This is a genomic window from Acinetobacter sp. V116_7, from assembly GCF_056735735.1.
The window spans coordinates 100710-124661 of sequence record NZ_JBWZIF010000014.1; the positions used below are offsets into that span (position 1 = coordinate 100710).

At 38.2% G+C, this 23952-nt stretch carries 19 protein-coding genes and 3 tRNA genes; 15 read left to right on the forward strand and 7 right to left on the reverse strand.

Going from position 1 to position 23952, the window contains the following annotated elements:
* Positions 1-71 precede the first annotated feature (71 nt).
* On the forward strand, positions 72-455 hold the full coding sequence (locus tag AC1PJP_RS05075) for a carboxymuconolactone decarboxylase family protein (RefSeq protein WP_000043120.1): 384 nt from the start codon (positions 72-74) through the stop codon (positions 453-455).
* 38 nt (positions 456-493) lie between these two features.
* Here the strand turns inward: AC1PJP_RS05075 and AC1PJP_RS05080 are convergent, their stop codons facing one another.
* Positions 494-1030 carry a cysteine peptidase family C39 domain-containing protein gene (locus AC1PJP_RS05080; RefSeq protein ID WP_479766608.1) on the reverse strand — a complete coding sequence of 179 codons (537 nt, stop codon included), beginning with the start codon at positions 1028-1030 and terminating at the stop codon, positions 494-496.
* A gap of 222 nt (positions 1031-1252) precedes the next feature.
* On the opposite strand from AC1PJP_RS05080, the gene ahcY reads away from it, so the two are divergent.
* The 6 genes from ahcY to AC1PJP_RS05110 all read left to right on the forward strand — a co-directional run bounded on the left by ahcY (position 1253) and on the right by AC1PJP_RS05110 (position 11113).
* On the forward strand, positions 1253-2635 hold the full coding sequence (gene ahcY / locus AC1PJP_RS05085; RefSeq protein ID WP_479766609.1) for an adenosylhomocysteinase: 1383 nt from the start codon (positions 1253-1255) through the stop codon (positions 2633-2635).
* A gap of 74 nt (positions 2636-2709) precedes the next feature.
* On the forward strand, positions 2710-3546 hold the full coding sequence (gene metF, locus AC1PJP_RS05090; RefSeq protein WP_198306955.1) for a methylenetetrahydrofolate reductase [NAD(P)H]: 837 nt from the start codon (positions 2710-2712) through the stop codon (positions 3544-3546).
* Between the two features lie 18 nt (positions 3547-3564).
* A complete protein-coding gene (locus AC1PJP_RS05095; RefSeq protein ID WP_151822852.1) occupies positions 3565-4287 on the forward strand; it encodes a 16S rRNA (uracil(1498)-N(3))-methyltransferase in 723 nt (240 codons plus the stop codon).
* Positions 4288-4421: 134 nt separating this feature from the next.
* Complete coding sequence (locus AC1PJP_RS05100; protein WP_479766610.1) at positions 4422-7274, forward strand: putative bifunctional diguanylate cyclase/phosphodiesterase; 2853 nt, start codon at positions 4422-4424, stop codon at positions 7272-7274.
* Positions 7275-7512: 238 nt separating this feature from the next.
* A complete protein-coding gene (locus AC1PJP_RS05105; RefSeq protein WP_005307164.1) occupies positions 7513-9783 on the forward strand; it encodes an NADP-dependent malic enzyme in 2271 nt (756 codons plus the stop codon).
* Positions 9784-9874: 91 nt separating this feature from the next.
* On the forward strand, positions 9875-11113 hold the full coding sequence (locus AC1PJP_RS05110; protein WP_479766611.1) for a multifunctional CCA addition/repair protein: 1239 nt from the start codon (positions 9875-9877) through the stop codon (positions 11111-11113).
* A gap of 43 nt (positions 11114-11156) precedes the next feature.
* Here the strand turns inward: AC1PJP_RS05110 and AC1PJP_RS05115 are convergent, their stop codons facing one another.
* Complete coding sequence (locus AC1PJP_RS05115) at positions 11157-12332, reverse strand: S1C family serine protease (RefSeq protein WP_013197197.1); 1176 nt, start codon at positions 12330-12332, stop codon at positions 11157-11159.
* 194 nt (positions 12333-12526) lie between these two features.
* Between AC1PJP_RS05115 and AC1PJP_RS05120 the strand changes: the two genes are divergently transcribed.
* The 6 genes from AC1PJP_RS05120 to AC1PJP_RS05145 all read left to right on the forward strand — a co-directional run bounded on the left by AC1PJP_RS05120 (position 12527) and on the right by AC1PJP_RS05145 (position 15121).
* On the forward strand, positions 12527-13285 hold the full coding sequence (locus AC1PJP_RS05120; protein ID WP_005307172.1) for a Nif3-like dinuclear metal center hexameric protein: 759 nt from the start codon (positions 12527-12529) through the stop codon (positions 13283-13285).
* A gap of 147 nt (positions 13286-13432) precedes the next feature.
* Positions 13433-14059 (forward strand): superoxide dismutase, encoded by a 627-nt coding sequence (locus AC1PJP_RS05125; protein WP_003650584.1) that lies wholly within the window; start codon positions 13433-13435, stop codon positions 14057-14059.
* A 145-nt stretch (positions 14060-14204) separates the two neighbouring features.
* Positions 14205-14280 (forward strand) — tRNA-Asn (locus tag AC1PJP_RS05130).
* A gap of 8 nt (positions 14281-14288) precedes the next feature.
* Positions 14289-14364, forward strand: a tRNA-Asn gene (locus AC1PJP_RS05135).
* A 181-nt stretch (positions 14365-14545) separates the two neighbouring features.
* Positions 14546-14621, forward strand: a tRNA-Asn gene (locus tag AC1PJP_RS05140).
* A gap of 56 nt (positions 14622-14677) precedes the next feature.
* Positions 14678-15121, forward strand: a complete 444-nt coding sequence (locus AC1PJP_RS05145) for a DUF2726 domain-containing protein (RefSeq protein WP_192835407.1) — start codon at positions 14678-14680, stop codon at positions 15119-15121.
* An 11-nt stretch (positions 15122-15132) separates the two neighbouring features.
* Here the strand turns inward: AC1PJP_RS05145 and AC1PJP_RS05150 are convergent, their stop codons facing one another.
* From AC1PJP_RS05150 to glnA, 5 genes are all read right to left on the reverse strand, one after another.
* Complete coding sequence (locus AC1PJP_RS05150; protein WP_192835406.1) at positions 15133-15333, reverse strand: hypothetical protein; 201 nt, start codon at positions 15331-15333, stop codon at positions 15133-15135.
* Positions 15334-15436: 103 nt separating this feature from the next.
* Positions 15437-16744 carry an alpha/beta hydrolase family protein gene (locus AC1PJP_RS05155; protein ID WP_479766612.1) on the reverse strand — a complete coding sequence of 436 codons (1308 nt, stop codon included), beginning with the start codon at positions 16742-16744 and terminating at the stop codon, positions 15437-15439.
* Positions 16745-16856: 112 nt separating this feature from the next.
* Positions 16857-17735: a 4-hydroxybenzoate octaprenyltransferase gene (gene ubiA / locus AC1PJP_RS05160; protein ID WP_479766613.1), complete on the reverse strand. Its 879-nt coding sequence runs from the start codon at positions 17733-17735 to the stop codon at positions 16857-16859.
* On the reverse strand, positions 17732-18241 hold the full coding sequence (locus AC1PJP_RS05165; RefSeq protein ID WP_004790961.1) for a chorismate--pyruvate lyase family protein: 510 nt from the start codon (positions 18239-18241) through the stop codon (positions 17732-17734). Before AC1PJP_RS05165 ends, ubiA begins: the two co-directional genes overlap by 4 nt.
* 126 nt (positions 18242-18367) lie before the next feature.
* On the reverse strand, positions 18368-19783 hold the full coding sequence (gene glnA, locus AC1PJP_RS05170) for a type I glutamate--ammonia ligase (RefSeq protein ID WP_171056845.1): 1416 nt from the start codon (positions 19781-19783) through the stop codon (positions 18368-18370).
* A 731-nt stretch (positions 19784-20514) separates the two neighbouring features.
* Here glnA and AC1PJP_RS05175 point away from each other — a divergent pair.
* The gene (locus AC1PJP_RS05175; protein WP_151766920.1) at positions 20515-22074 is read left to right on the forward strand and encodes a peptide MFS transporter; all 1560 of its coding nucleotides are present in this window, start codon (positions 20515-20517) and stop codon (positions 22072-22074) included.
* Positions 22071-23873, forward strand: coding sequence for an aminopeptidase P family protein (locus AC1PJP_RS05180; RefSeq protein ID WP_416661962.1), 1803 nt, complete (start codon positions 22071-22073; stop codon positions 23871-23873). Before AC1PJP_RS05175 ends, AC1PJP_RS05180 begins: the two co-directional genes overlap by 4 nt.
* The last annotated feature ends 79 nt before the right edge of the window (positions 23874-23952 follow it).

Consider the following 23952-nt stretch of genomic DNA (forward strand, 5'->3'; position numbering starts at 1 on the left):
CACTTGATTCGCATTAATTAATAAACAGCCATAAAAGCGTCAATCGACGCTTTTATTTTTAGGAGAAATTAATGTCTAAGCAAGATTACGAAAATGGATTAAAAGTTCGCACAGAAGTGATGGGAGAAGCTTTTGTAAAACGCGCCCAAGAAAACACCGTACCCTTTACTCAGCCTTTACAAGACTGGATTAACGAGCATGCATGGGGATCGACTTGGCAGCGTGAAGGCGTATTACCACGTAAATATCGTTCATTAATTACTTTGGCAATGTTAACTGCACTTAAGTCACCCACAGAACTCAAAGGCCATGTTCGTGGTGCACTTAACAATGGCTGTACAGTTGAAGAGATTCAAGAAACTTTATTGCACAGCCTTCCATATTGTGGCGCGCCTGCTACACAAGAAGCTTTTCGTGCTGCTTTAGAAGTGATTCAAGAATATCAACAAAAATAATTTCAATATGAGCCAGAACTCTACTGGCTCTTTTTAATCTAATTCAATTTAGTCGGATGTATCTGAAAATTACGGTCATCAATCACGATAGCTTGACGACAAATCCCTTCAACTTGACGTTGCTTTTCAAAAACTGCCGCAGACATAGGTTCAAAATTATCAAAAAAGCAGATTTCTTTTTGGTCAATAGAATAGATGAGTGACTGATTTCCAACACCTTCTAAAGTATCGTAATAGACAATCACCATTTTGCCATTTTGAATTTCAGCTTGAATATCCTGATAACTTAACGCAGGTCCTGTCGGTATTTTCAATACCTTTGCTTCTTTATAACTAATTCGTTCGCTTGGCCTAATATTAGAATCTTCATCTGAATGAAATGACACTTCAAATCCTAATTTCTTTAAAGCAACGGCTAAGGCAATAGTATAGGTACCCCCTTCGTCGTGTCGGCAAACTTTAATCAACTCAGCAACATCAATTTGTACTCCATGATGTTGAAGCACCATCCAAACCGCAAAAACACCACAGTTTGCTTCGAGGTTTGCTAGAGCTTGGGGAATATTTACTGCCATAATTTGAATCTATAAGGATAATTAGGCAGATAATAAACAAAACTGGATTGGCACTAAAAGCTTTTCCAAGTACAATGTTTCGCTAGTCGAGGGATGCTGCGACAAATGATCGGCACTAAAGATCAATTTGCCAGGCTCGACAATCGGTTAAACACTCGTTTTAACCAACAACGGCATCCGCGAACAGAACGATCCATACTATTTTTTCCCTAGGAGATCCTGATGAACGCGGTTAATGCTTCATTTACAGATTATAAAGTTGCTGACATCTCTCTTGCTGACTACGGTCGTAAAGAAATCAAACTTGCTGAAGCAGAAATGCCAGCTTTAATTGGTTTACGTAAGCGTTATGCAGCGTCTAAACCACTTGCTGGTGCAAAAATCCTTGGTTGTATTCACATGACCATTCAAACAGCGGTTCTTATTGAAACGCTTGTTGAATTAGGTGCTGAAGTTCGTTGGACTTCATGTAACATTTTCTCGACTCAAGACCATGCTGCTGCTGCAATTGCTGCTCGCGGTATTCCTGTTTTTGCTTGGAAAGGCGAAACTGAAGAAGAATATATATGGTGCCTTGAACAACAAGTGAATGTTAATGGTCAACCTTGGGATGCCAACATGATTTTGGACGATGGCGGTGACTTAACTGCTCTTGTTCATGAAAAATACCCTGCTCTTTTAGAACGCATTCACGGTATTACTGAAGAAACGACTACAGGTGTTCAACGTCTTATTGAAATGTGGAAAGACGGTTCTTTGAAAGTACCTGCAATTAACGTAAATGACTCAGTTACTAAATCTAAAAATGACAACAAATATGGTTGCCGTCACTCATTAAATGATGCAATCAAACGTGCAACTGACATGCTTTTATCTGGTCGTCGTGCGCTTGTGATCGGTTACGGTGACGTTGGTAAAGGTTCTGCTCAATCTTTACGTCAAGAAGGCATGATTGTTCGTGTAACTGAAGTTGACCCAATTTGTGCAATGCAAGCATGTATGGACGGCTACGAAGTTGTATCTCCATACAAAAACGGCGTACAAACAGGTAAAAAAGAAGATATTAACCACGACTTACTTGGCAACACTGACCTTGTTGTAACGACTACTGGTAACTACCACGTATGTGATGCTGCAATGTTAGATAGCTTAAAAGCTGGTGCAGTTGTATGTAACATCGGTCACTTCGACACAGAAATCGACACAGCTTATTTACGTGGTTATAAGTGGGTTGAAGTTAAGCCACAAGTTCACCAAGTTTATCGTTCTGAAGATGAAAATAACTACCTCATTCTTCTTTCTGAAGGTCGCCTTGTAAACCTAGGTAATGCAACTGGTCACCCATCACGCGTGATGGACGGTTCTTTTGCTAACCAAGTGCTAGGTCAAATTCACTTATTCCAAGAGAAATTTGCTGACCTTCCTGCAAGTGAAAAAGCTGCAAAAATTCGTGTAGAAGTTCTTCCGAAGAAACTTGACGAAGAAGTTGCTGCGGCAATGGTTGCAGGTTTTGGTGGTGTACTTACTCAATTAACTCAAGAGCAAGCTGGCTATTTAGGTGTTGCTGTTGAGGGACCATTCAAGTCTGACGCTTACAAATACTAAGAACTTAAGGGCAGACGGTGAACCGACTGCCCTTTTTTCTAAAAATATTGTTTCGCTGTTTACAAGGATTTGACATGACTAAACGTATACCCATTTCTTTTGAGTTTTTCCCACCGAAAACTGATGCCGGTGCTGAAAAACTTCGTATTGTTCATCAAGAATTACAACTATTAAATCCAGATTTCTTCTCGATTACATATGGTGCTGGTGGTTCTACTCGCGAACGTACTCTTGCTGCTATTGACGATTTCAATGGTAAAGGTACACCAGTTGCACCTCACCTTTCATGCATTGGTGATGATAAAGCGCGTATTGCTGAGTTACTAGATTTATATAAAACCCAAGGCATTAACCGTATTGTCGCTTTACGCGGTGACTTACCTTCTGGTCAAGTCGGGCTTGGCGAACTTCCTTATGCTCAAGATTTAGTACGTTTTATTCGTGAGCACTCAGGTGATCATTTTCATATTGAAGTTGCAGCTTATCCTGAAATGCACCCTCAAGCTGAAAACCTTGATTCAGATATCCAACGTTTTATTGAAAAAGTACAAGCTGGCGCTAATGCAGGAATTACACAATTCTTCTTTAATCCAGACTCATACTTTTATTTTATTGAGCGTCTGGAAAAAGCTGGAGTTAATATTCCGGTGGCTCCTGGCATCATGCCGATTACCAATGCCAGCAATTTAATTCGCTTTGCTGATGGTACTGGTGCAGAGATTCCTCGTTGGATCCGTAAACAATTACAAGCCTATGGTGATGACAGCGAGAGTATTAAAGCTTTTGGTCATGAAGTTGTTGTGAAGCTATGTGAACGCCTGATCGCAGGTGGTGCACCAAGCTTACATTTCTATTCAATGAATCAAGTCGAACCAACTCATCAACTCGTTGTTGATCTTGGTTTAAATTAATTTTGTAAGGCGTACCCAATGAATCGTTTTTTTATCGAAACTGAACTTACAGTTGGTTCAACTATTCAACTAACTGAATCAGTATTTCATCATTGGGTGCGTGTCTTACGTGCACAATTACAAGAACAAGCGACTCTCTTTAATGGCCAAGGTGGCGAATATCTCGCGACACTGAGCGAAATTAATAAAAAAAATGCGTTTGTCACAATTGAGAATTTCAACCCTAATAACCGTAATGCCCCATTTAAAGCAGTTCTGGGTCAGGTCATGAGTAAAGGCGACCGAATGGATTATGCCATTCAGAAAGCCACTGAACTTGGTGTAAGTCAAATTCAGTTACTTACAAGCGACCGCTGTGAAATGCGCTTAAAATACGACCGAGATCAAAAAAAATTAGATCACTGGCAAGCTGTTGCAATTGCAGCATGCGAACAATGTGGCTTGAACTTAGTCCCAGAAGTATTAGCACCTATTTCTCTTAATGAATGGTTAAGTTCTTCAGAACTTCCTCAATCTAAATTCGTTTTAGCGCCAGAAAAAGAACAAAAAGATGTATTAGCAGGCATACAACCTGAACTTGCCTTGTTAATTGGACCAGAAGGCGGTTTAAGCGAGAATGAAATTACTCAAGCCAATCAAGCTGGTTTTATGAACTGGTGTATTGGTGACCGTGTTTTACGTACAGAAACTGCGCCAGTCGTCGCCTTATCTATTTTAAATTATCGGTTTTTATCCACCTAAGTTCATTGAACATTGATTAAATCGCTATTTAAAGTTAATTTACTTTTATTGTATGAATAAAATTTCAAATTCTTTATCACTGATAAATCAGATTCTTTCTGTATATATGTAAAAAAATAGGATAGAAAAATCTTATGTCTGGGCTTCAGGAAGAATATTTACAGCATCAAACAAAAATTGAGCAGCTAAAACTTTCAATTCAATATATACGCTGGTATTTAGTTAGCTTAATACTGCTATGTCTCATCTCATACGCTATTTTTTCTTATTATTTTTTATCTTCAATAACAATATTTAACTGGTCTATGGGCCTGACTATTGCATCTCTTACCTGCCTATTATTTGTTCCAAATATTTTAACGCACTATCGTACTATTAATTTTATTAAAAAAGCTGATCTTATCTTACAAAGTATTTGTTTTATTTCAGGAGTTTTACTAGGGGCAACCGTTACGGTTATTCATTTTTATCTTCCTCAAGAGCTAGTTACCCTACCCGATGCTCATATTTTAATTGCTTTGTTTATCACTTCTGCCCATATCATTGGACTGACTTTTTTAACGCAACAACCTCGATACTTTTATCTCTTATTTATTCCCAGTACATTACCGTTATTAATCGCTCAATTTACACATACCCCAATTACTCAGCTGCCTTTTTATTTCGCCTATAACATCGCTTTCATAGCTACCATACTCTGTGCATACGCAACTCAACGTAACTATCAAAAAATTTCTCAACTATTATTTAGAAATAAACAGCTCATTCAAATTTCAGAACAACATACCCAGTGGGCTGAAGAGTTATGTGTACAACTTCAACAAGAAGTGAATAAATCGAAAGATATTGAAGCCCAACTTCAATTTAATAACCATTTACTAGAACAAAAGGTACGTGAACGCACATACGATCTCACTAAAATGAATGAGCAACTCGAAAGCCACCACTACAATTTAGCTTTTGCAAATGAAACGGCAGGCATTCGACCTTGGGACTGGGATATTGAAAATCAAAAATTAGAAATTACGTTTTTTGATCAACAAAAGCAGACACAAACGACCGTTATTCATCTCAATACTATTTTAGACCGCGTACATCCAAGTGATAAAAAACTGTTTAACGAGCGTTTAAAGCAACATCTGGAAGGAATTACAGATCATTTTAATATCAATTTCAGGATTTTACGTCGAGATGGTTCATGGCGATGGATTCATGATGTAGGTCGTGTCATTACCAGAGATCCCAAAACACAAAAAGCGCTTCGTATGGTTGGGATGACCCGAGATATACATCAAGAGAAAAAAGACCAAGAACACTTAAGACTATCGGCAATTGTGCTTGAACAAGCAGCCGAAGGCATATTCATTTTAGATGAACACCTAAACTATATTGATATTAACCCTTACTACGAAAAATTAACCGGATTTTCTAAATCAGAACTTCTAAATAAAGAATTATTTAGCATTGCGATTAATCAAAAAGAATTACAACAACAATTTCACACTTCAATTACCCAACAGCTCCTCGAGACTGGGGAATATATGGGTCAATTTGATGAAAAATTTAGTTCTGGCAAAAGCGTCTATTTGTGGTTACACATCAATGTGGTCAAAGATGAGTTCCATCAAATTACAAATTATATTGGATTTGCACGTGACCTCACTGAACAAAAACGTCAGGAACAACATCTATCCTATTTAAAAAATTACGATAGTCTCACCCACTTGCCTAATCGTCTTTACTATTACAATCAATTGCATCAATATCTTGTAAACCCTTCATATAACATTAAAAATTTAGCACTGATACGAGTAAATATTGACCGTTTCCGCGCTTTTAATGAATTTTTAAATAATGATAGTGGTGATGAACTTCTTAAACAGTTCGCACAACGATTACGCTTAATCAATATTAATGCAATTTTGGTTGCCTATTTAAATAGCGACGATTTTGCAATTATTTATGAAATCTCTCCAATTCATCCAAATATTGAGCAATATTGCCAAAACATCCTGCAAGCGCTCAACGCACCTTTTTATATTGATAATCACGAATATTTTATTACAGCATCTATCGGTGTGGCATGCTTTCCTGAGCATGGCCGACAAATTGACCATCTTAATAACCATGCAGAGCAAGCACTTTCAGAAGCAAAGCGCTTAGGGGGCAACACCATTTCTTACTATTGCAATAAAGCAGAACATCCATATAAAACTGCTGATTTAGAACAAGAGTTACGTAAAGCCATTCAAAATGATGAATTTGTCATTTATTACCAACCCAAAATTAATCTACTAGATCAATCTATTATAGGTTTTGAAGCATTAATACGTTGGCAACATCCTGAAAAAGGATTAGTCATGCCAAATATGTTTATACCTTTTGCTGAGCGTAGTAGCCTGATTTCAGATATTGGCAAAGTCGTTTTAGATAAAGTTGGAAAACAATTACAAGAATGGAAAAACGCAGGCTACACAAACGTTCAAGTCTCTGTAAATATTGTCGCTCAGCAAATACATCGTGGCTTATTACTTAATGATCTAGATGAAGTTTTGCAAAAATATAATATACAAGGTTCTGATCTTGAACTTGAAATTACTGAGTCGGCTTTATTAGACAATACGGATAACGTCAAAACACTATTACATGCGATAAAACAACGAGATATTTCAATTGCTCTAGATGACTTTGGTACAGGTTACTCCTCTTTGGCTTACCTGACAGAGTATCCAATTGATGTACTAAAAATTGACCGTGCTTTCATTTCGAAAATTGGTGATCACAAACAAGAAGCGATTGTAAATGCCATGATTGCAATGGGTAAAAGTATGGGTCTTAAATTGGTTGCCGAAGGTGTGGAAACAGAAGAACAAGTTGCCTATCTGCAAAAACAACAATGTGATTTTTTACAAGGCTATTTCTTTAGCCGCCCTATCCCAGCTGAGCAGATTATTCCTTATCTACAAACAGATTCGCATATTTATTAATTGTTCCAACTCTCTATTTTTACATATGCTGCTTTTTCCAAAAATGAGCGTTTTTGACTGTGAGAAATAAAGAAGTAGTGTTATATTCTTTAGCATTTAGCTCACTACAGGGCTATTGGCAATTCGTCTACTATTCTCTTAATTGGTAAAAATTAAAGCATAGTAAAAGAACTGAGTTGCCTTCCCCCTGAATGAGTGATTTGACTAGTTTGCTTTTTTGTATCAAATAGAGACTCAGATGGACGATCAATCTTTAAAACAGGCCGCTTTAAATTACCATGAATATCCAAACCCAGGGAAAATCAGCGTTACCCCAAGTAAGCAACTTGTCAACCAACGAGATTTGGCTTTAGCCTACTCACCCGGAGTTGCTGCGCCATGTTTAGAGATTGAACGTGATCCTTCAACTGCTGCTAAATATACAGCTCGCGGAAACTTGGTTGCTGTAGTAACGAACGGTACCGCTGTTCTTGGTTTAGGTAATATTGGCCCATTGGCTTCTAAACCTGTAATGGAAGGTAAAGGCGTTCTCTTCAAGAAGTTTGCTGGTGTAGATGTATTTGACATCGAAATTGCAGAAAACGATCCAGATAAAATTGTAGATATCGTTGCCTCTCTTGAGCCAACTTTCGGTGGTATCAACCTCGAAGATATTAAAGCGCCTGAATGTTTCTATATTGAAAAGAAACTTCGTGAACGTATGAAGATTCCTGTATTCCATGACGATCAACATGGTACAAGTATTATTGTAGGTTCTGCTTTGCTCAATGCATTGCAACTTGTAAATAAGAAAATTGAAGAAATCAAAATTGTAGCTTCAGGTGCAGGTGCAGCAGCACTTTCATGTTTAGACTTGCTTTGTGCGCTTGGTGCTAAAAAAGAAAATATCATTGTTGCCGACTCTCGTGGTCTATTAACCACTTCACGTGAAGGCTTAGACGAATCTAAAAAACGTTATGTTCAAGATATTTCAGCATCTCAGCTTCATGAAGTAATGGCTGGCGCTGATATGTTCTTGGGTCTTTCTGCTGCTGGTATTCTCACCAAAGAAATGGTGAAACAGATGGCTGAGAACCCTATTATTTTTGCTTTGGCAAACCCAGATCCAGAAATTTTACCTGAACATGCACATGAAGTACGTTCTGACGTCATTATGGCAACTGGTCGTTCTGACTATCCAAACCAAGTAAACAACGCATTATGTTTCCCATACATTTTCCGTGGTGCACTTGACGTTGGCGCAACTACGATTAATGAAGACATGAAAATTGCATGTGTACATGCAATTGCACGTATGGCTCATGTTGAAGCTGATGCTGCAACATATGGTGAAAAATCTGCTTCATTTGGTCGTGACTATTTAATTCCACGCCCACTTGATCAACGTTTAATTTTAGAAATTGCACCAGCAGTTGCTAAAGCTGCAATGGACTCAGGTGTAGCAACTCGTCCTATCGAAGATTTCGCTGTATATCGTCAAAAATTGTCTGAGTTTGTATATAACTCTGCATTCTTGATGAAACCAATTTTTGCTCAAGCAAAAGCTGATCCAAAGCGTATTGCATATGCGGAAGGTGAAGACGAGCGCGTATTACGTGCAGTACAAATTGCTGTTGATGAAGATTTAGCTAAACCAATTTTAGTAGGTCGTACTGCTGTAATTGAAGCAAATATCAAAAAATTAGGCCTACGTTTACAACATGGCGTAAATATTGAGATTGTAGATCAAGAACAAAACCCGATGTATGAAGAGTTTTGGAAAGACTACTATCAAACTATGCAACGTAAAGGCATTACTGTTGAATATGCTCAACGTGAAGCTCGCCGTCGTTCAACGTTAATTGCATCTCTACTGGTTAAATTCGGTAAAGCAGACGGTATGCTATGTGGTACTTACAGTAGCTATAACATTCACCTTGACTTTGTACGCAATGTTATCGGTCTTAAAGAAGGCATGAACAACTTCTTCACATTAAATGCATTAATGCTTGAAGATCGTAATTTGTTCATTGCAGATACTTATGTAAATACTAACCCGACCGCTGAACAACTTGCTGAAATGACTATTTTGGCAGCTGAAGAAGTACGTCGTTTTGGTATTACTCCACGCGTAGCACTTCTTTCTCATTCAAGTTTTGGTAGTGATCAAACTGATTCAAGTGCTCAAAAAATGCGTGAAGTTTATCGTATTTTATCTGAGCAAGCTCCTGAGCTTGAAGTTGAAGGTGAAATGCATGGTGATGCAGCATTAGACGAAAGCATTCGTCAATTTGCATTCCCTGGTTCACGTTTTAAAGGTTCTGCAAACTTGCTCATTATGCCAAACCTAGATGCAGCAAATATTTCATTTAACTTGTTGAAAGCGACTTCTGGTAACAACGTTACTATTGGTCCAATTTTGCTTGGCGCAGCAAAACCTGTTCATATTTTGACACCGACAGCAACGACTCGTCGTCTTATCAATATGACTGCTTTAACTGTTGCGGAAATCCAACAACAAGAAAAGTAATTTAGAAAGAGCTTTTTACGAAAAGCCTGTCTAATGACTTGAGAAAACCTCTATTCTGTAGCATGATTGCTTGAAGAATAGAGGTTTTTTCATGCAAGTGTATTTAGTAGGCGGTGCCGTCCGAGATTCTCTACTTGGGCATCCCTATCAAGAAAAAGACTATGTTGTGGTCGGAGCAACACCTGAACATATGCTCGCCCAAGGTTTTCAACCTGTAGGCAAAGATTTTCCTGTGTTTCTTCATCCTGAAACGAAAGAAGAATATGCACTTGCACGTACTGAGCGAAAGTCCGGTAAGGGTTATCACGGTTTTCAGTTTTTTACTGATACCACAGTAAGTTTAGAAGAAGATTTAATTCGCCGTGATTTAACCATCAATGCCATAGCAATGGATCAAGATGGCAAATTATATGACCCCTATGGCGGTCAAACTGATTTAGAAAATAAAACCTTACGACATGTTTCAGAAGCTTTTGCTGAAGACCCTTTACGTGTTTTACGTGTCGCACGCTTTGCAGCTCGATATTCTGCATATGGTTTTCATATTGCACCTGAAACCTTACAACTCATGCAAACGATGGCCGAATCAGGTGAACTTGATGCATTAACACCAGAACGTGTGTGGAAAGAAACTTCACGTGCACTCTTAGAAGATCAGGCAGATATTTATTTTCAGACATTACGAGATTGCGGTGCGTTAAAACATCTTTTCCCAGAAATTGACGCCCTGTTTGGTGTACCACAACGCCCTGAATATCATCCTGAAGTAGACTGCGGCATACATACTCTAATGTCTTTGCAACAAGCGTGTAAGTCAAACTACTCGCTTGATGTTCGATTTGCTGTTTTAGTACATGATTTGGGTAAAGCATTAACGCCAGTTAACGAACTTCCGCGCCATATCATGCATGAAGAGCGTGGCGTGAAACCAGTTACCGAACTATGCGAACGTTTAAAAGTTCCAACTCAAACTCGACAGTTGGCATTATCGGTGTGTAAAGAGCATTTAAAATGTCATCAAATTATGTCTTTAAAACCAGGAACAGTATGGCGTTTATTACAACGCCTTGATGTATTACGCCGTCCTGAAAGAGTCGAGGCTTTTGTACAGGCCTGTGAGTGCGATGCTAGAGGAAGACTAGGTCTAGAAGATCGCCCTTATCCTCAAGCTCAATATATGTTAGATGCAATGCAAGTGGTTCGCTCTATTAAGGTTCAGGATTTACCAGAAAATATTAAGGGTGCTGAAATTGGCGAAATGTTAATTCAGTACCGCATTGATGCTTTAACTGAGTTCAAACATCAACATCAGACACCCACACATTCTTAATTTAAGCTAATAAAAAAAGCCTCATTACGAGGCTTTTTTTATTTTACTGTTTAGGTAACGGTATATATTGAGATTGACTATTTTGGTTTTTTCTTTCGCCAACTGTTACTACAAAGTTTTCTTGCTTCCCAGCTCGCTCAACCACTACATTAATTTCGCTATTAGGCGCTTGTAATGCAACGTAATTAATCAAATGAGATGCCGATGTGATTGGTTCATTATTTACTTGAACAATCTTATCGCCAACTTTTATACCTGCTGAAGCCGCTGGACCACTTTTTAATACATCAGCAACAACTACACCAATTTGCTGTTTTGGTGCCAAGACATCGTCTTGTGTAGGTGGTACTAAACTAATGCCTAACCATCCACGAACTACACGACCATCTTTCAAAATCGAGTTTAATACTTGTTGGCAAATTTTAGCTGGAATTGCGAAGCCAATACCTAAAGAACCACCTGACTGAGAGAAAATAGCTGTGTTTACCCCAATTAAATTACCAGCAACATCAATTAATGCACCACCTGAGTTACCGGGATTAATTGCGGCATCGGTTTGAATAAAGTCTTCATAGGTATTAATGCCTAAATCAGAGCGCTCAGTGGCAGAAATAATACCTTGAGTTACCGTTTGCCCTACACCAAATGGGTTACCAATCGCTAAGACAACATCACCCACTTCATTACCACTTAACTTAAATGGCAACACAGGTAATTTATCTAAATCGATTTTAATGACTGCTAAATCTGTATCTGGATCCGTTCCAACAATCGTTGCTTCCGCACGACGTCCGTCACGTAATGCAACTACAATTTGATCAGCTTGAGCAATCACATGATTATTGGTAAGAATATAACCATCAGCACGTACAATAACCCCAGAGCCTAAACTATTTTCATTTTGCTGTTGTTGTTCAGGAACCTGATTTCCAAAAAATTCGCGGAATACTGGATCGCTTAACAATGGATGATTTTGTTTAACTTTTTGGGTCGTAAAAATATTAACAACTGCCGGCGCTGCAACTTTTACCGCAGCACTATAAGACACCACCCCGCCCGTTCGTGAAGTATCAACCAATGGCTCAACTTTCTCGGCAGGCATTTGTACCCCATCAACTGCAACAGTTGGTTTCGGTTGATGGTATTTTTGCCATGCAATAAAACTGGCAATTACAATAATAAGTAACACCCAAGGTAACCATGTAAAGGTGCGGCGCACGTTTATATCCTCTACGAAAAGAAGTTTTTAATTAAATTAATATATTGAACAAAAAGAGTTTTCAGTTAAGCATTTTAAATTAAATATGTCGATATACACAAAAAACTCAAAAAAGATTTGTCTAGCTTTAGTTACACAACAAAATATGTTTCTATAGCTTTAGCAATTATTTACTACTCAATTCAGGAAATATCATGGCGAATTTGCATGAAATTATTCAGTGGTGCGACCAAACCTTAAAAGCAGCAGAATTTAAAGATTACGCACCAAATGGCCTGCAAATTGAAGGTTCAACTGAAGTAAAACGTATCGTTTGTGCGGTTACTGCTTCCGAAGGCGCGATTGATGCAGCAATTGCTCAAAATGCGGATCTATTACTTGTACATCATGGTTATTTTTGGAAAGGCGAACCGTACCCAATTACAGGAATGCGCGGTAACCGCATTAAAAAACTTATTCAAAATAATATTTCATTAGTCGCTTACCATCTGCCGTTAGATGCCCACCCAACTTTGGGCAACAATGTAGCCATTGCAGAGAAATTAAATTTACAGAATTTAGAACCACTTGATTTAACCGAGAAACATCCGATTGGTAATATTGGGTATTTAGAGCAAGCACTTTCTGTGGACGAATTTAAAGCAAAACTACAAAACAGTTTTGATTTTAAGGTGATTCATTTACCAGCAGGAAAACAAAGCATTCAAAAAGTAGGTTTCTGTACAGGCGGCGCTCAAGATTTTATTGCTAAAGCAGCTTTGCAAAATTGTGATGCTTATATTTCAGGCGAAGTCAGTGAACGAACTTTCTATGAAGCAAAAGAATTAGGTGTTCACTATTTTGCTTGTGGTCATCATGCAACTGAACGTTATGGAGTTCAGCGATTGGCACAAGCAATTTCACAGCAGTTCGCTATTGAAAGTGAATATTTTGAATTGAATAATCCGATTTAATTAAGTCTTTTTTTCAATCTGTGTTATGCGTATTAATTAGATCTTTATTGTGTATAGTTCTTTAAAACGATGCCCTATTGTGAACAGAATCATTTACAATAGAGCCACTTAATATTGTATAACCCAGCAAATGCAAGGAATAGGAACATGACAACCATTACTTTACCTGCACTTCCATATGGCTATGATGATTTAGCGCCACATATCAGTAAAGAAACTTTAGAATACCATCACGATAAACACCACAATACCTATGTTGTTAACTTAAACAACTTAATCAAAGGAACTGACCTTGAAGGTAAAACTTTAGAAGAAATCATCAAAGCAACTGCTGGTGATGCATCTAAAGCTGGTATTTTCAACAACGCTGCTCAAGTTTGGAACCATACATTCTACTGGAATTCTATGAAGCCAAATGGTGGTGGTAAACCTACTGGCGCAATCGCTGCTAAAATTGAAGAAGCTTTTGGTAGCTACGAAAAATTTGCAGAAGAATTTGCTGCTGCTGCAACAACTCAATTCGGTTCAGGTTGGGCTTGGTTAGTTGCTGACGAAGTAAACGGTAAATTATCTATTACTAAAACTTCTAATGCAGACACTCCACTTGCACATGGTCAAATTGCTGTATTAACAATTGACGTTTGGGAACATGCTTACTACATCGATTTCCGTAACTTACGTCCTAAATACATCGCAACTTTCTTAGAAAGCCTAGTGAACTGGGACTATGCAAATGCAAAACTTGCAGGCCAACCAGCAGGCGTAGAGAAATAATTTTATTTCTTTATAAAAACCACCCTATTTTGGGTGGTTTTTTTATTTTTAATACAACAAAAGCATATTAATCAAGCAAACGATTCATTTTCTTTAATATTCTTATTGACGCTTTTAGATTTCATCCATAAAATGCGCATCAGATTCTCCAATAGCTCAGTCGGTAGAGCGACGGACTGTTAATCCGCAGGTCCCTGGTTCGAGCCCAGGTTGGAGAGCCATCTACTAATCTCCCATAGCTCAGTCGGTAGAGCGACGGACTGTTAATCCGCAGGTCCCTGGTTCGAGCCCAGGTGGGAGAGCCAAGATTCTAAAAGCCCGCATCTATTGCGGGCTTTTTCTTATCTAATCATTTAATAATTTTCTATTATTTTTAATAAAATCAATGTTTCGAATATTTTTAAACCAAACGATTAGATATTCTGACTAATTCCGTCATTAAGACTTGACCCAGCCCTCTTTCCTCCCTAAAATCCTTTTCCAGATTCTCCAATAGCTCAGTCGGTAGAGCGACGGACTGTTAATCCGCAGGTCCCTGGTTCGAGCCCAGGTTGGAGAGCCAAGATTCTTAAAAACCCACTCATCATGAGTGGGTTTTTATTTGTATGATGCCTTCACATGTTCGAATCGAGTCACTTATTTTTTATTGTTTTAGGTTGCTTAAGCACCTGCATTTTTCTTGTTGTTTGTTTACGCCCTTATTTATTTCCAAAACAAAAATTCTTTGCTCGTCCTGTTATTACCAACTTTGAAACTCAGATGTTTATTCGTTTAAAACAAAGTTTTCCAAGCCATCATGTTTTAGCACAAGTGGCTTTTAGTGCTTTGATTACCAGCAATGACTATAAAATTCGTAGTCAGTTCAACCGTAAAGTAACCGACTTTGTTGTGCTTAATGACAAGATGGAAGTTATTGCCATTATTGAGCTAGATGACCCTACCCATCTTGAAAAAGCAGAAGAAGACCGTATTCGTGATCAAATGCTCACAGAAGCAGGTTATATAGTAAGACGCTATACAAGCATCCCAAGTGTACGTCAGCTACAAAAGGATATTCATTAAAGGCACTGCTGTTATTTCTTTTCAGAACTTACTGCTTCTTTTTCAGCTATTCTTTTTTCCATCTCTAAACGTTGCTGTTCATATTGCTTTTTAGTATTAGCATCACTTTTTGCAGCCAAGAAAAGTATTCCAATAATTAAAAAAGGAATAAGTAAACCTAATCCCATTAATAACCAAGGAACAGATTTTTTTTCAACAGGTTGCTGGCTCATAACTACTTCAAACTCAAACGGTATCAATTTTAATATGCGCAACAATATAACAAAAAGGGCCCTCTTTAGGACCCTTTTAATTTGAATATTTTAAATACAAAAATTATTGTGCTATTCCTGTACATTCAACATTCTTACTAGCATCTATTACCGATGGATCAAGCACGATATTTGTTTTAGCTGGCATCTTAGATTGAACAAATTGATAAATTTCAGCATTTCTACATACAATTGCTTGAGTATGAGCAGCCCCTAGAACAGGCACAAATGTTACATCCGTTCCCTTGTCTTTAAGTCCTTGTTGCAATCCTTCAGTAACAGGATATGGTACAGCCATATCAGCAGTACCTTGAACAATCATGACCGGTGAATTAATTTTTTTAGTTGCAGGTTGGTTATCCGCCAAGAATTTTTTCACAGTTGGGTTTTCTTGGAAGTTACCAGCTAAACCAGGATAATCTAAAACTGTTTTGCCAGTATTAGTCGCAAGAAAATCTCGAATGTCATCTGCAAATTTATTATGCAAATCAGTTAAACATACGCCATTTTCACCAGTAGTCCCTTCTGCGAACTCAGCTACACTCTGAGAACGTTGTTGGAAAATTTCACGATAATTAAATTTAGGCTCATAAGCAGTAATACCTACTGTGGTATATGCAGCATACGCGAGTAGCTCAGCATACACTTCAACAGCCGTACCAACAGGTGCTTGACCAGCCTGCTCTTTATCAAGAATGTCTTTAATTGCTTGCGGAGCAACTTTAGAAATAATATAACCAAGGCTAGAAGCTGGTGCCGTTGCAACCGCTCCTTTATAATTAGTATCGTTATTAGCAAATTCAGCTGTTCCTAATGAAGCATGGCCTCCTTGAGACTGCCCAATTGACATCCATGAACTATTTAACTGACTACCGTAATGATCCTTTGCAGCTTTAACTGCTGCAATTGCAGATTTAGCCTCACTGCCTAAATTAAGGTATGGATGCATGCCTCGCGTACCCAAACCTTCATAATCTGGAGCAATCACAACATAGCCAGCTGCCAATAATGTATCTGCTAGAATTTTAAAGCGTGGATTAATCGTATTATTGCTTGGGGCACAACTATCTCCTACACCTACAGTGCCGTGCTCCCATACCACTACGCGATAACCATCTTTCGGCTGAGTCACTTTAGGGAACATTACCAAAGCAGTTGCTTCAGCTGTTTTTCCTTGTACATTGACCATGTTATAAGTCATAACTTTTATAGATGAAGCACCGCTTAAGCTATCTTTAGAATAGGCTTTTTCAGACAGATAGGTTTTATCAGGGTTTACGCCAACATAGTCATCATCATTGTCATTACATGCTGCAAGAAATAATGTTGAAACCGATAATGTTATAGCTAAAGCAATTTTTGACCGTTTCATAGAATATCCTTTTTTATGTATTATTTATTCCGCATATTTTTTTATGCACGAATATTAAGACATAAAAAAAGTGCTCTGCATAGAACACTTTTCAACCTTGCGGTCATTTTTACTATATGAAATTTAAAAATATTCCTAGAAAAATGATTAATCCAACCCAGCGATTGTGACGGAATGCCCAAAAACATACTTGAGGGTTGCGGTCTTTGGTTTTAATTGTTTGATATATAAAATCGAATGCAACAACAATTAAAGCAATGATCGCCCATGGAAATAAGATATTTTCTAAATACAGTGTAGTGCCAATCAAAACAAGACTAGTTGCTTGTAAAAGCGCAATAATCTGAATGTCATATCGACCAAAAAGAATAGCGGTAGATTTCACACCAATTTTTAAATCATATTCACGATCTGTAATTGCATATTGAGTGTCAAAAGCCACTGTCCATGCTAAATTACCAAAATAAATTAGCCAACACGTTATATCTAAAGGCTTACCCATTGCAGTAAATGACATTGGAATACCCCAAGAAAATGCCATACCTAACACGACTTGCGGTAAATGGGTATAACGCTTCATAAACGGATATATAAATGCTAAAGCCAAGCCCCCTAATGCACAGTAGAACGTCGCGATAGGTAAAAAGAAAAGTGTACAAGCACTGGCAAATACTAATGCTAAAAATACGTACACCGCTTCTCTTGGACGGATTACCCCTGTTGCCAAAGGGCGTGTTTTTGTACGCTCTACATGTCCATCCACTTTTCGATCAGCGAAGTCATTAATTGCACAGCCAGCGGCACGCATAAAAATTGTACCTAATACCATCGCCAAAAGAATATGTAGAGGTGGCATTCCCTCTGCTGCAATCCAAAGTGCCCACATGGTTGGCCAAAAGACGAGTTCTGTTCCAACGGGCTTATCAAATCGGCAGAGATAATAATAAGCCTCTAAACGCTGACGCCATGTGATGCTTGTTGCAGTCGTCATAGTAATTCCTTGTCGTGCTGCTGATTTAAAAAAGCTTCAAAAGCTGGTAAGAATGTTTCTTGAACAATAAATTTACATCCATGCCAAGTATAGCAACTTTGTCTTGTCCAACCTTCTGGCAAACGAATGACACGGCGGTCACAAAGTGGTGTTGTTCTTTGAAATAGAAAAAAGCCAATTGGCTTAGAACCAATGTGCTGAAATATACGGGCTTTTTTTTGTAAACTTTGAATTGGAAAAATACTTTTTGCTTTAACCCATGGTTCTGCTTCACAGCCATATAAATAGGTTTCCCTTACCCACGAAGTGTGAGCATGAGACATCTTCATCCACTGACTATCTGCAAAAGTTAAACGCTGAAAATGTTCTTGAAAAGGCTTTACACTAAACTGGCCACCGCCAAGTTCAGTCAATTGTTGGGTCAGTGAACCAGACGCATACAACCATGTTTTCAATTCAGGATTTAAAGTCTTTTCCTGTTTAAGTACTGGTTGTCGTTTACGCATAATCTACTCACATGAAAACTCGCACCTAGTTTACCCCAATTTTTTGATAAAAAACGTAGAGAATTCAATCAACATTCCAAGCAATAAAAAAGCCTGCATAAGCAGGCTTTTTTACAAAAATATGTATTACAAGCTGTAGTACATATCGAATTCAACTGGGTGAGTAGTCGTATTAAGACGACGTACATCTTCAGTTTTAAGTTCGATGTATGCATCAAGCATTTCTTTAGTGAACACGCCACCTTTTAACAAGAATTCGTGATCTGCTTGAAGTGCTTCAAGAGCCATATCTAAGCTATGAGCAACTGTTGGGATTTTTGCTTCTTCTTCTGGAGGAAGATCGTACAAGTTCTTATCAGCAGCTTCGCCCGGATGGATCTTGTTTTGGATACCGTCGATACCAGCCATTAACAATGCAGCGAAACCTAAGTACGGGTTCATCATTGGGTCTGGGAAACGAGCTTCGATACGCTTACCTTTAGGGCTAGAAACGTATGGAATACGGATAGACGCAGAACGGTTACGTGCTGAGTAAGCAAGCATGATTGGCGCTTCGAAGTGAGGAACCAAACGCTTGTATGAGTTTGTAGATGGGTTTGTGATTGCATTCAATGCACGAGCGTGCTTGATTACACCACCGATGAAGTACAATGCCATTTCTGAAAGGCCTGCATATTCATCACCAGCAAACAAGTTCTTGCCATCTTTAGAGATAGACATGTGAACATGCATACCAGAACCGTTATCACCTACCATTGGTTTAGGCATAAAGGTTGCAGTTTTTGCATATTGGTGAGCAACGTTCCAAACAGCATATTTGAACTGTTGAACTTCGTCAGCTTTACGTACAAGTGTATTGAAGCTCACACCAATTTCTAACTGACAAGAAGCAACTTCGTGGTGATGTACTTCTACACGACCTGGGCCCATGATGTCTTCGATTTTTGCACACATTTCTGCACGCATATCTTGTGAAGAATCAACTGGAGGAACTGGGAAGTAACCGCCTTTAACACGTGGACGGTGACCAGAGTTACCAGACTCGTAATCTTTACCAGTAGACCAAGCAGCTTCTTCAGCGATTAATGTATGACGAGCGCCAGACATATCGATGTCCCACTTCACTTCGTCAAATACAAAGAATTCTGGTTCTGGACCAAAGAATGCAGTATCACCGATACCTGTAGATTTTAAGTATTCTTCTGCACGGCGAGCAATCGAACGTGGGTCACGCTCATAACCTTGACCAGTTGAAGGTTCAATAACGTCACAAGTCACAACTACAGTTGGTTCAGCAAAGAACGGGTCGATGAAACCAGTTTCTGCATCTGGACGTAAGATCATGTCAGATGCTTCAATGCCTTTCCAACCAGCGATTGAAGAACCATCAAACATTTTACCGTCTTCAAAAGTATCTTCATCAATAGAATCAGCTGGGTAAGTTACGTGCTGTTCTTTACCCTTAGTATCAGTAAAGCGAAAATCGACCCATTTTGCGCCACTTTCTTGTATGAGTTGAAGGACCTTGTTCGCCATGCTCATTTTGCTCCAATGAAATTTTGTTGCACTTGTTAAGTGCGTGTTAATTGCTGGTATTTATATAGCAATTCTCATACCAACTTTATAAGACTTACCTAAAACATTGAATTGCTTATAACTATCCATGATTTAGGCCCCTTGTCTTGAACCCATTATACTGTTTGCATAGTTAAATGCACCATATTCAGACATTTTCAAATTATGACATACAAGAATAGCTCGCAATCGCCCTAATTTAGTGCAAAATTGTTGCGCCAATATGAATCATCGCATCAATATCTAACAGTCATTCATGATCATAATACTTTCTCATATAGAAAGCTGACTTTCTTATTACAATGAATAAAAATAATAAAAGATGACTTATAAAATTTTAACCTTTAGTTGTCTCTTCTATATCTATCCATGCCTTTACCAAAAGGTTCTAATGCAAATATCTCTTCAAAAAATAGTTCTCAAAAATTTAAAAACGTTAGCGATCGAATCATCCCTTACCTCAATAAATAATGAAGTTTTATAAAATTAGTTTTCTTTCGCTTATCAAGTTCTCTACCGTGAAACAGGTTTTGATCAGCTTTGGTGCAGTAAGAAACTAAAGGGATTTTTTACCATTTGTTATATACCTTTTTTATACATGACCAACTTGCTTTTCAATTTAAAAAAATCTAAAAAATAAAACATAACTTTTTTTTATAACTAAACAAACTAAAAGTTTGGCTTATTAAACTACAAATATGTTCAAAGGATTTGAAATGAAGCATGAACTCGAACAATGTGACACAGCTTTTTTCGGCCATCCAAAACCCTTAAAAACTTTATTTTTTACAGAGCTATGGGAACGCTTTTCTTACTATGGAATTCGCCCCTTACTCGTTCTTTATATGGTCGCGATGGTCAATGATGGGGGTTTAGGTCTTGATCGTCCTACTGCCGCCGCAATTGTTGGGTTATTTGCAGGCTCTATGTATTTAATGACCGTTTTAGGTGGTTGGATTGCTGACAACTGGTTAGGCCAAGCACGATCCGTCTGGTATGGCTCCCTCATTATTGCATTAGGTCATTTATCAATTGCGCTTACCCCCATCTTCGATCAATTCTTTTTTTATTTCGGCTTAGTCCTTATTGTTCTTGGATCAGGTTTATTTAAAACCTGTATTTCAGTGATTGTCGGAACATTATATAAAGCTCAGGATAGTAGACGAGATGCCGGCTTCTCCATTTTTTATATGGGAATCAATATGGGGTCGTTTTTTGCCCCGCTTATTACAGGTATATTGGCTCGTGATCATGGCTGGCATCTAGGTTTTGGGATTGGCGGCCTTGGAATGTTGATTGCATTACTCATCTTCCGTGCATTAGCCATTCCTCAACTACAATCATTCAACCAATTGCGTCAGCAAACTGACAATTGGAATAAACCTGTCGTAGAAAATAGAAATGCGCCAAAAATTGCTTTCTCATTTTTACTATCTGTTGCAGTCGTTATTGCTCTTACTTTCTTTGGCGTTATTCATATCAATCCAGTCGCGGTAGCAACTTATTTAACAGTCGGAATCGGCGTTGGAATTATCGCTTATTTTATCTATTTATTATTTTTCCTTGGTTTAGAAAAACATGAAAAATTTAAAATTATTATCTGCTTTGTCTTATTAGCAACATCAGCTCTTTTTTGGTCTGCCTTTGAGCAAAAACCAACATCTTTTAACCTATTTGCGCAAGACTACACAGACCGTATTGTTTTCGGATTTGAGATTCCAGCAGTATGGTTTCAATCAATTAATGCTCTGTTTATTATTATTTTTGCCCCAATTGCAGCATGGCTTTGGGCTAAACTTGGTAAGTCAAATAAAGACCCAAGTTATATCAGTAAATTTATTATTGCACTTTTACTGGCAGCAGGTGGTTTCTTGTTGATGTCATTTGCAAGCCGTTTTGCTATTGCTGGCGGCCTAGTTTCACCATTTTGGTTAGTCGGAACTTTATTTCTACTTACTATCGGAGAACTTTGTTTAAGCCCGATTGGTTTATCAACTATGACTAAACTTGCACCTGATGTTATACGTGGTCAAATTATGGGTCTATGGTTTACAGGTTCAGCTTTAGGTAATCTTATCGCTGGTCTTATTGGCGGGCATGTATCAGCGGATGGTATTAATCATTTACCTACCTTATTTATGCGATGTGTTTTAGCGTTAGTGATTGGCGCAATCGTGTTATTTTTATTAAAGAAACCTATCAATAGATTAATGAACAAAAGTACCAGTAAAGTTCAACCTGAGTTGGAAACTATATGAGCGTTTTAACTGTTCCAGAGAAACTTGAGAAACTTCGTGAACTCATGCGCAATCAGCATGTTGATGCTTTGATTGTGATGAGTGCCGATCCGCATATGTCAGAATATTTACCAGACTACTGGAAAGCAAGGCAGTGGTTAAGTGGTTTTAGTGGTTCGGTTGGTACGCTCGTCGTGACCCAAAACTTTGCTGGCCTTTGGGCAGATGGTCGCTATTGGGTACAAGCAGAGCAACAACTTGTTGGAACTGGCTTTGATCTTCAAAAATTAACAAGTGATGAATCTTCAACACATCTCGCTTGGATTGAAAAAAATCTACAACCAGAATCAGTCATTGTGGTAAATGGACATACCTTATCGGTTCAGCAATTTAAGGCACTCGAACATACTGCACGAGTTAATAATTATAAACTCGAAACTCAACAAGATTTAATTGGAGAGATTTGGTTAAACCGCCCAGAACTTCCATCAAAGAAAATTCATTTCATGCCTGAAGGGTTAAATGCCCTATCTCGTAAAGAGAAAATTCAGGCTATTCGTGAGACATTAGCTAGCAAGAATATTGCGGGTCATTTCATTTCATCTTTAGACGATATTGCATGGATCTTAAATGCACGTGGGCAAGATGTAGAATATAACCCTGTGTTTCTTTCACATTTATATGTCAGTGCAAAACAAACTGTTCTTTTTATTGATGCTGAAAAAGTTGATGTAAGCATTCAGCAAGCTTTGGCAACCGATGGTATTGAAATTCGTAACTACGAAGATACAGCTAAGTTTTTATCGAATATTTCAGATGCCTCGGTACTTTTAGATCCAGCCAAAGTCTCAATTTTTCATGAACAAGCCATCGCAAAAGATATTCGGGTTATATATGACATCAACCCGAGTACGCTTTTTAAATCGCGTAAACATGAAAGTGAAATTGCTCATATCCGTCATGCAATGGTTAAAGATGGAGTCGCGCTTTGCCACTTTTTCCATTGGTTAGAGAAAGCACTTCATCACGGTGAAAGTATTTCAGAACTCACTATTGATGAAAAGATTACAGCTTTCCGTACTCAGCAAGATGGATTTATAGGGCCAAGTTTTTCAACGATTGCTGGCTTTAATGCTAATGGTGCTCTACCCCACTACCGTGCAACTGAAGAGCACTATTCATTTATCGAAGGTGATGGTCTATTACTCATTGACTCAGGTGGGCAATATGTTGATGGAACAACCGATATTACTCGTGTTATTCCTGTAGGCACGCCAACAGGGCAACAAAAACGTGACTATACTCTGGTTTTAAAATGTCACATTGCTTTGGCAAAAACGATTTATCCAGAAGGTTTAGCTGCTCCTCTACTCGATTCAATTTGTCGCAATACTTTATGGCAACATGGTCTAGATTACCGACATGGAACAGGTCATGGCGTAGGCTTTGCGCTTAATGTTCATGAAGGTCCGCAAGTTCTTTCTTATTACGCGCCTATACATGCCTACAGTAAGTTGCGTGAAGGAATGATTATTTCTAACGAGCCGGGCTTATACCATGAGGGACAATACGGTATTCGCATTGAAAATCTGGTTGCTAACAAACTTCACTCAGGGTTTGAAAAAACTTACGGTGAATTCTTGGAGTTTGAAACACTGACCCTTTGCCCCATTCATTTAGATTGTATCGTTGTTGATATGCTTAATAATGAAGAAAAAGACTGGTTAAATCGTTACCATCAAACTGTTCAGGAAAGACTAGCTGAACACTTGTCTGGCGATGTTTTAGATTGGTTGATTTACAACACTAGAGCGATTTAATCTTCTTTTTTAACTCAGGCAGAATAATTTTCTATTTCTAATGAAAAGCTTATTTTGCCTGAGTTGTAGTTATCTCTAT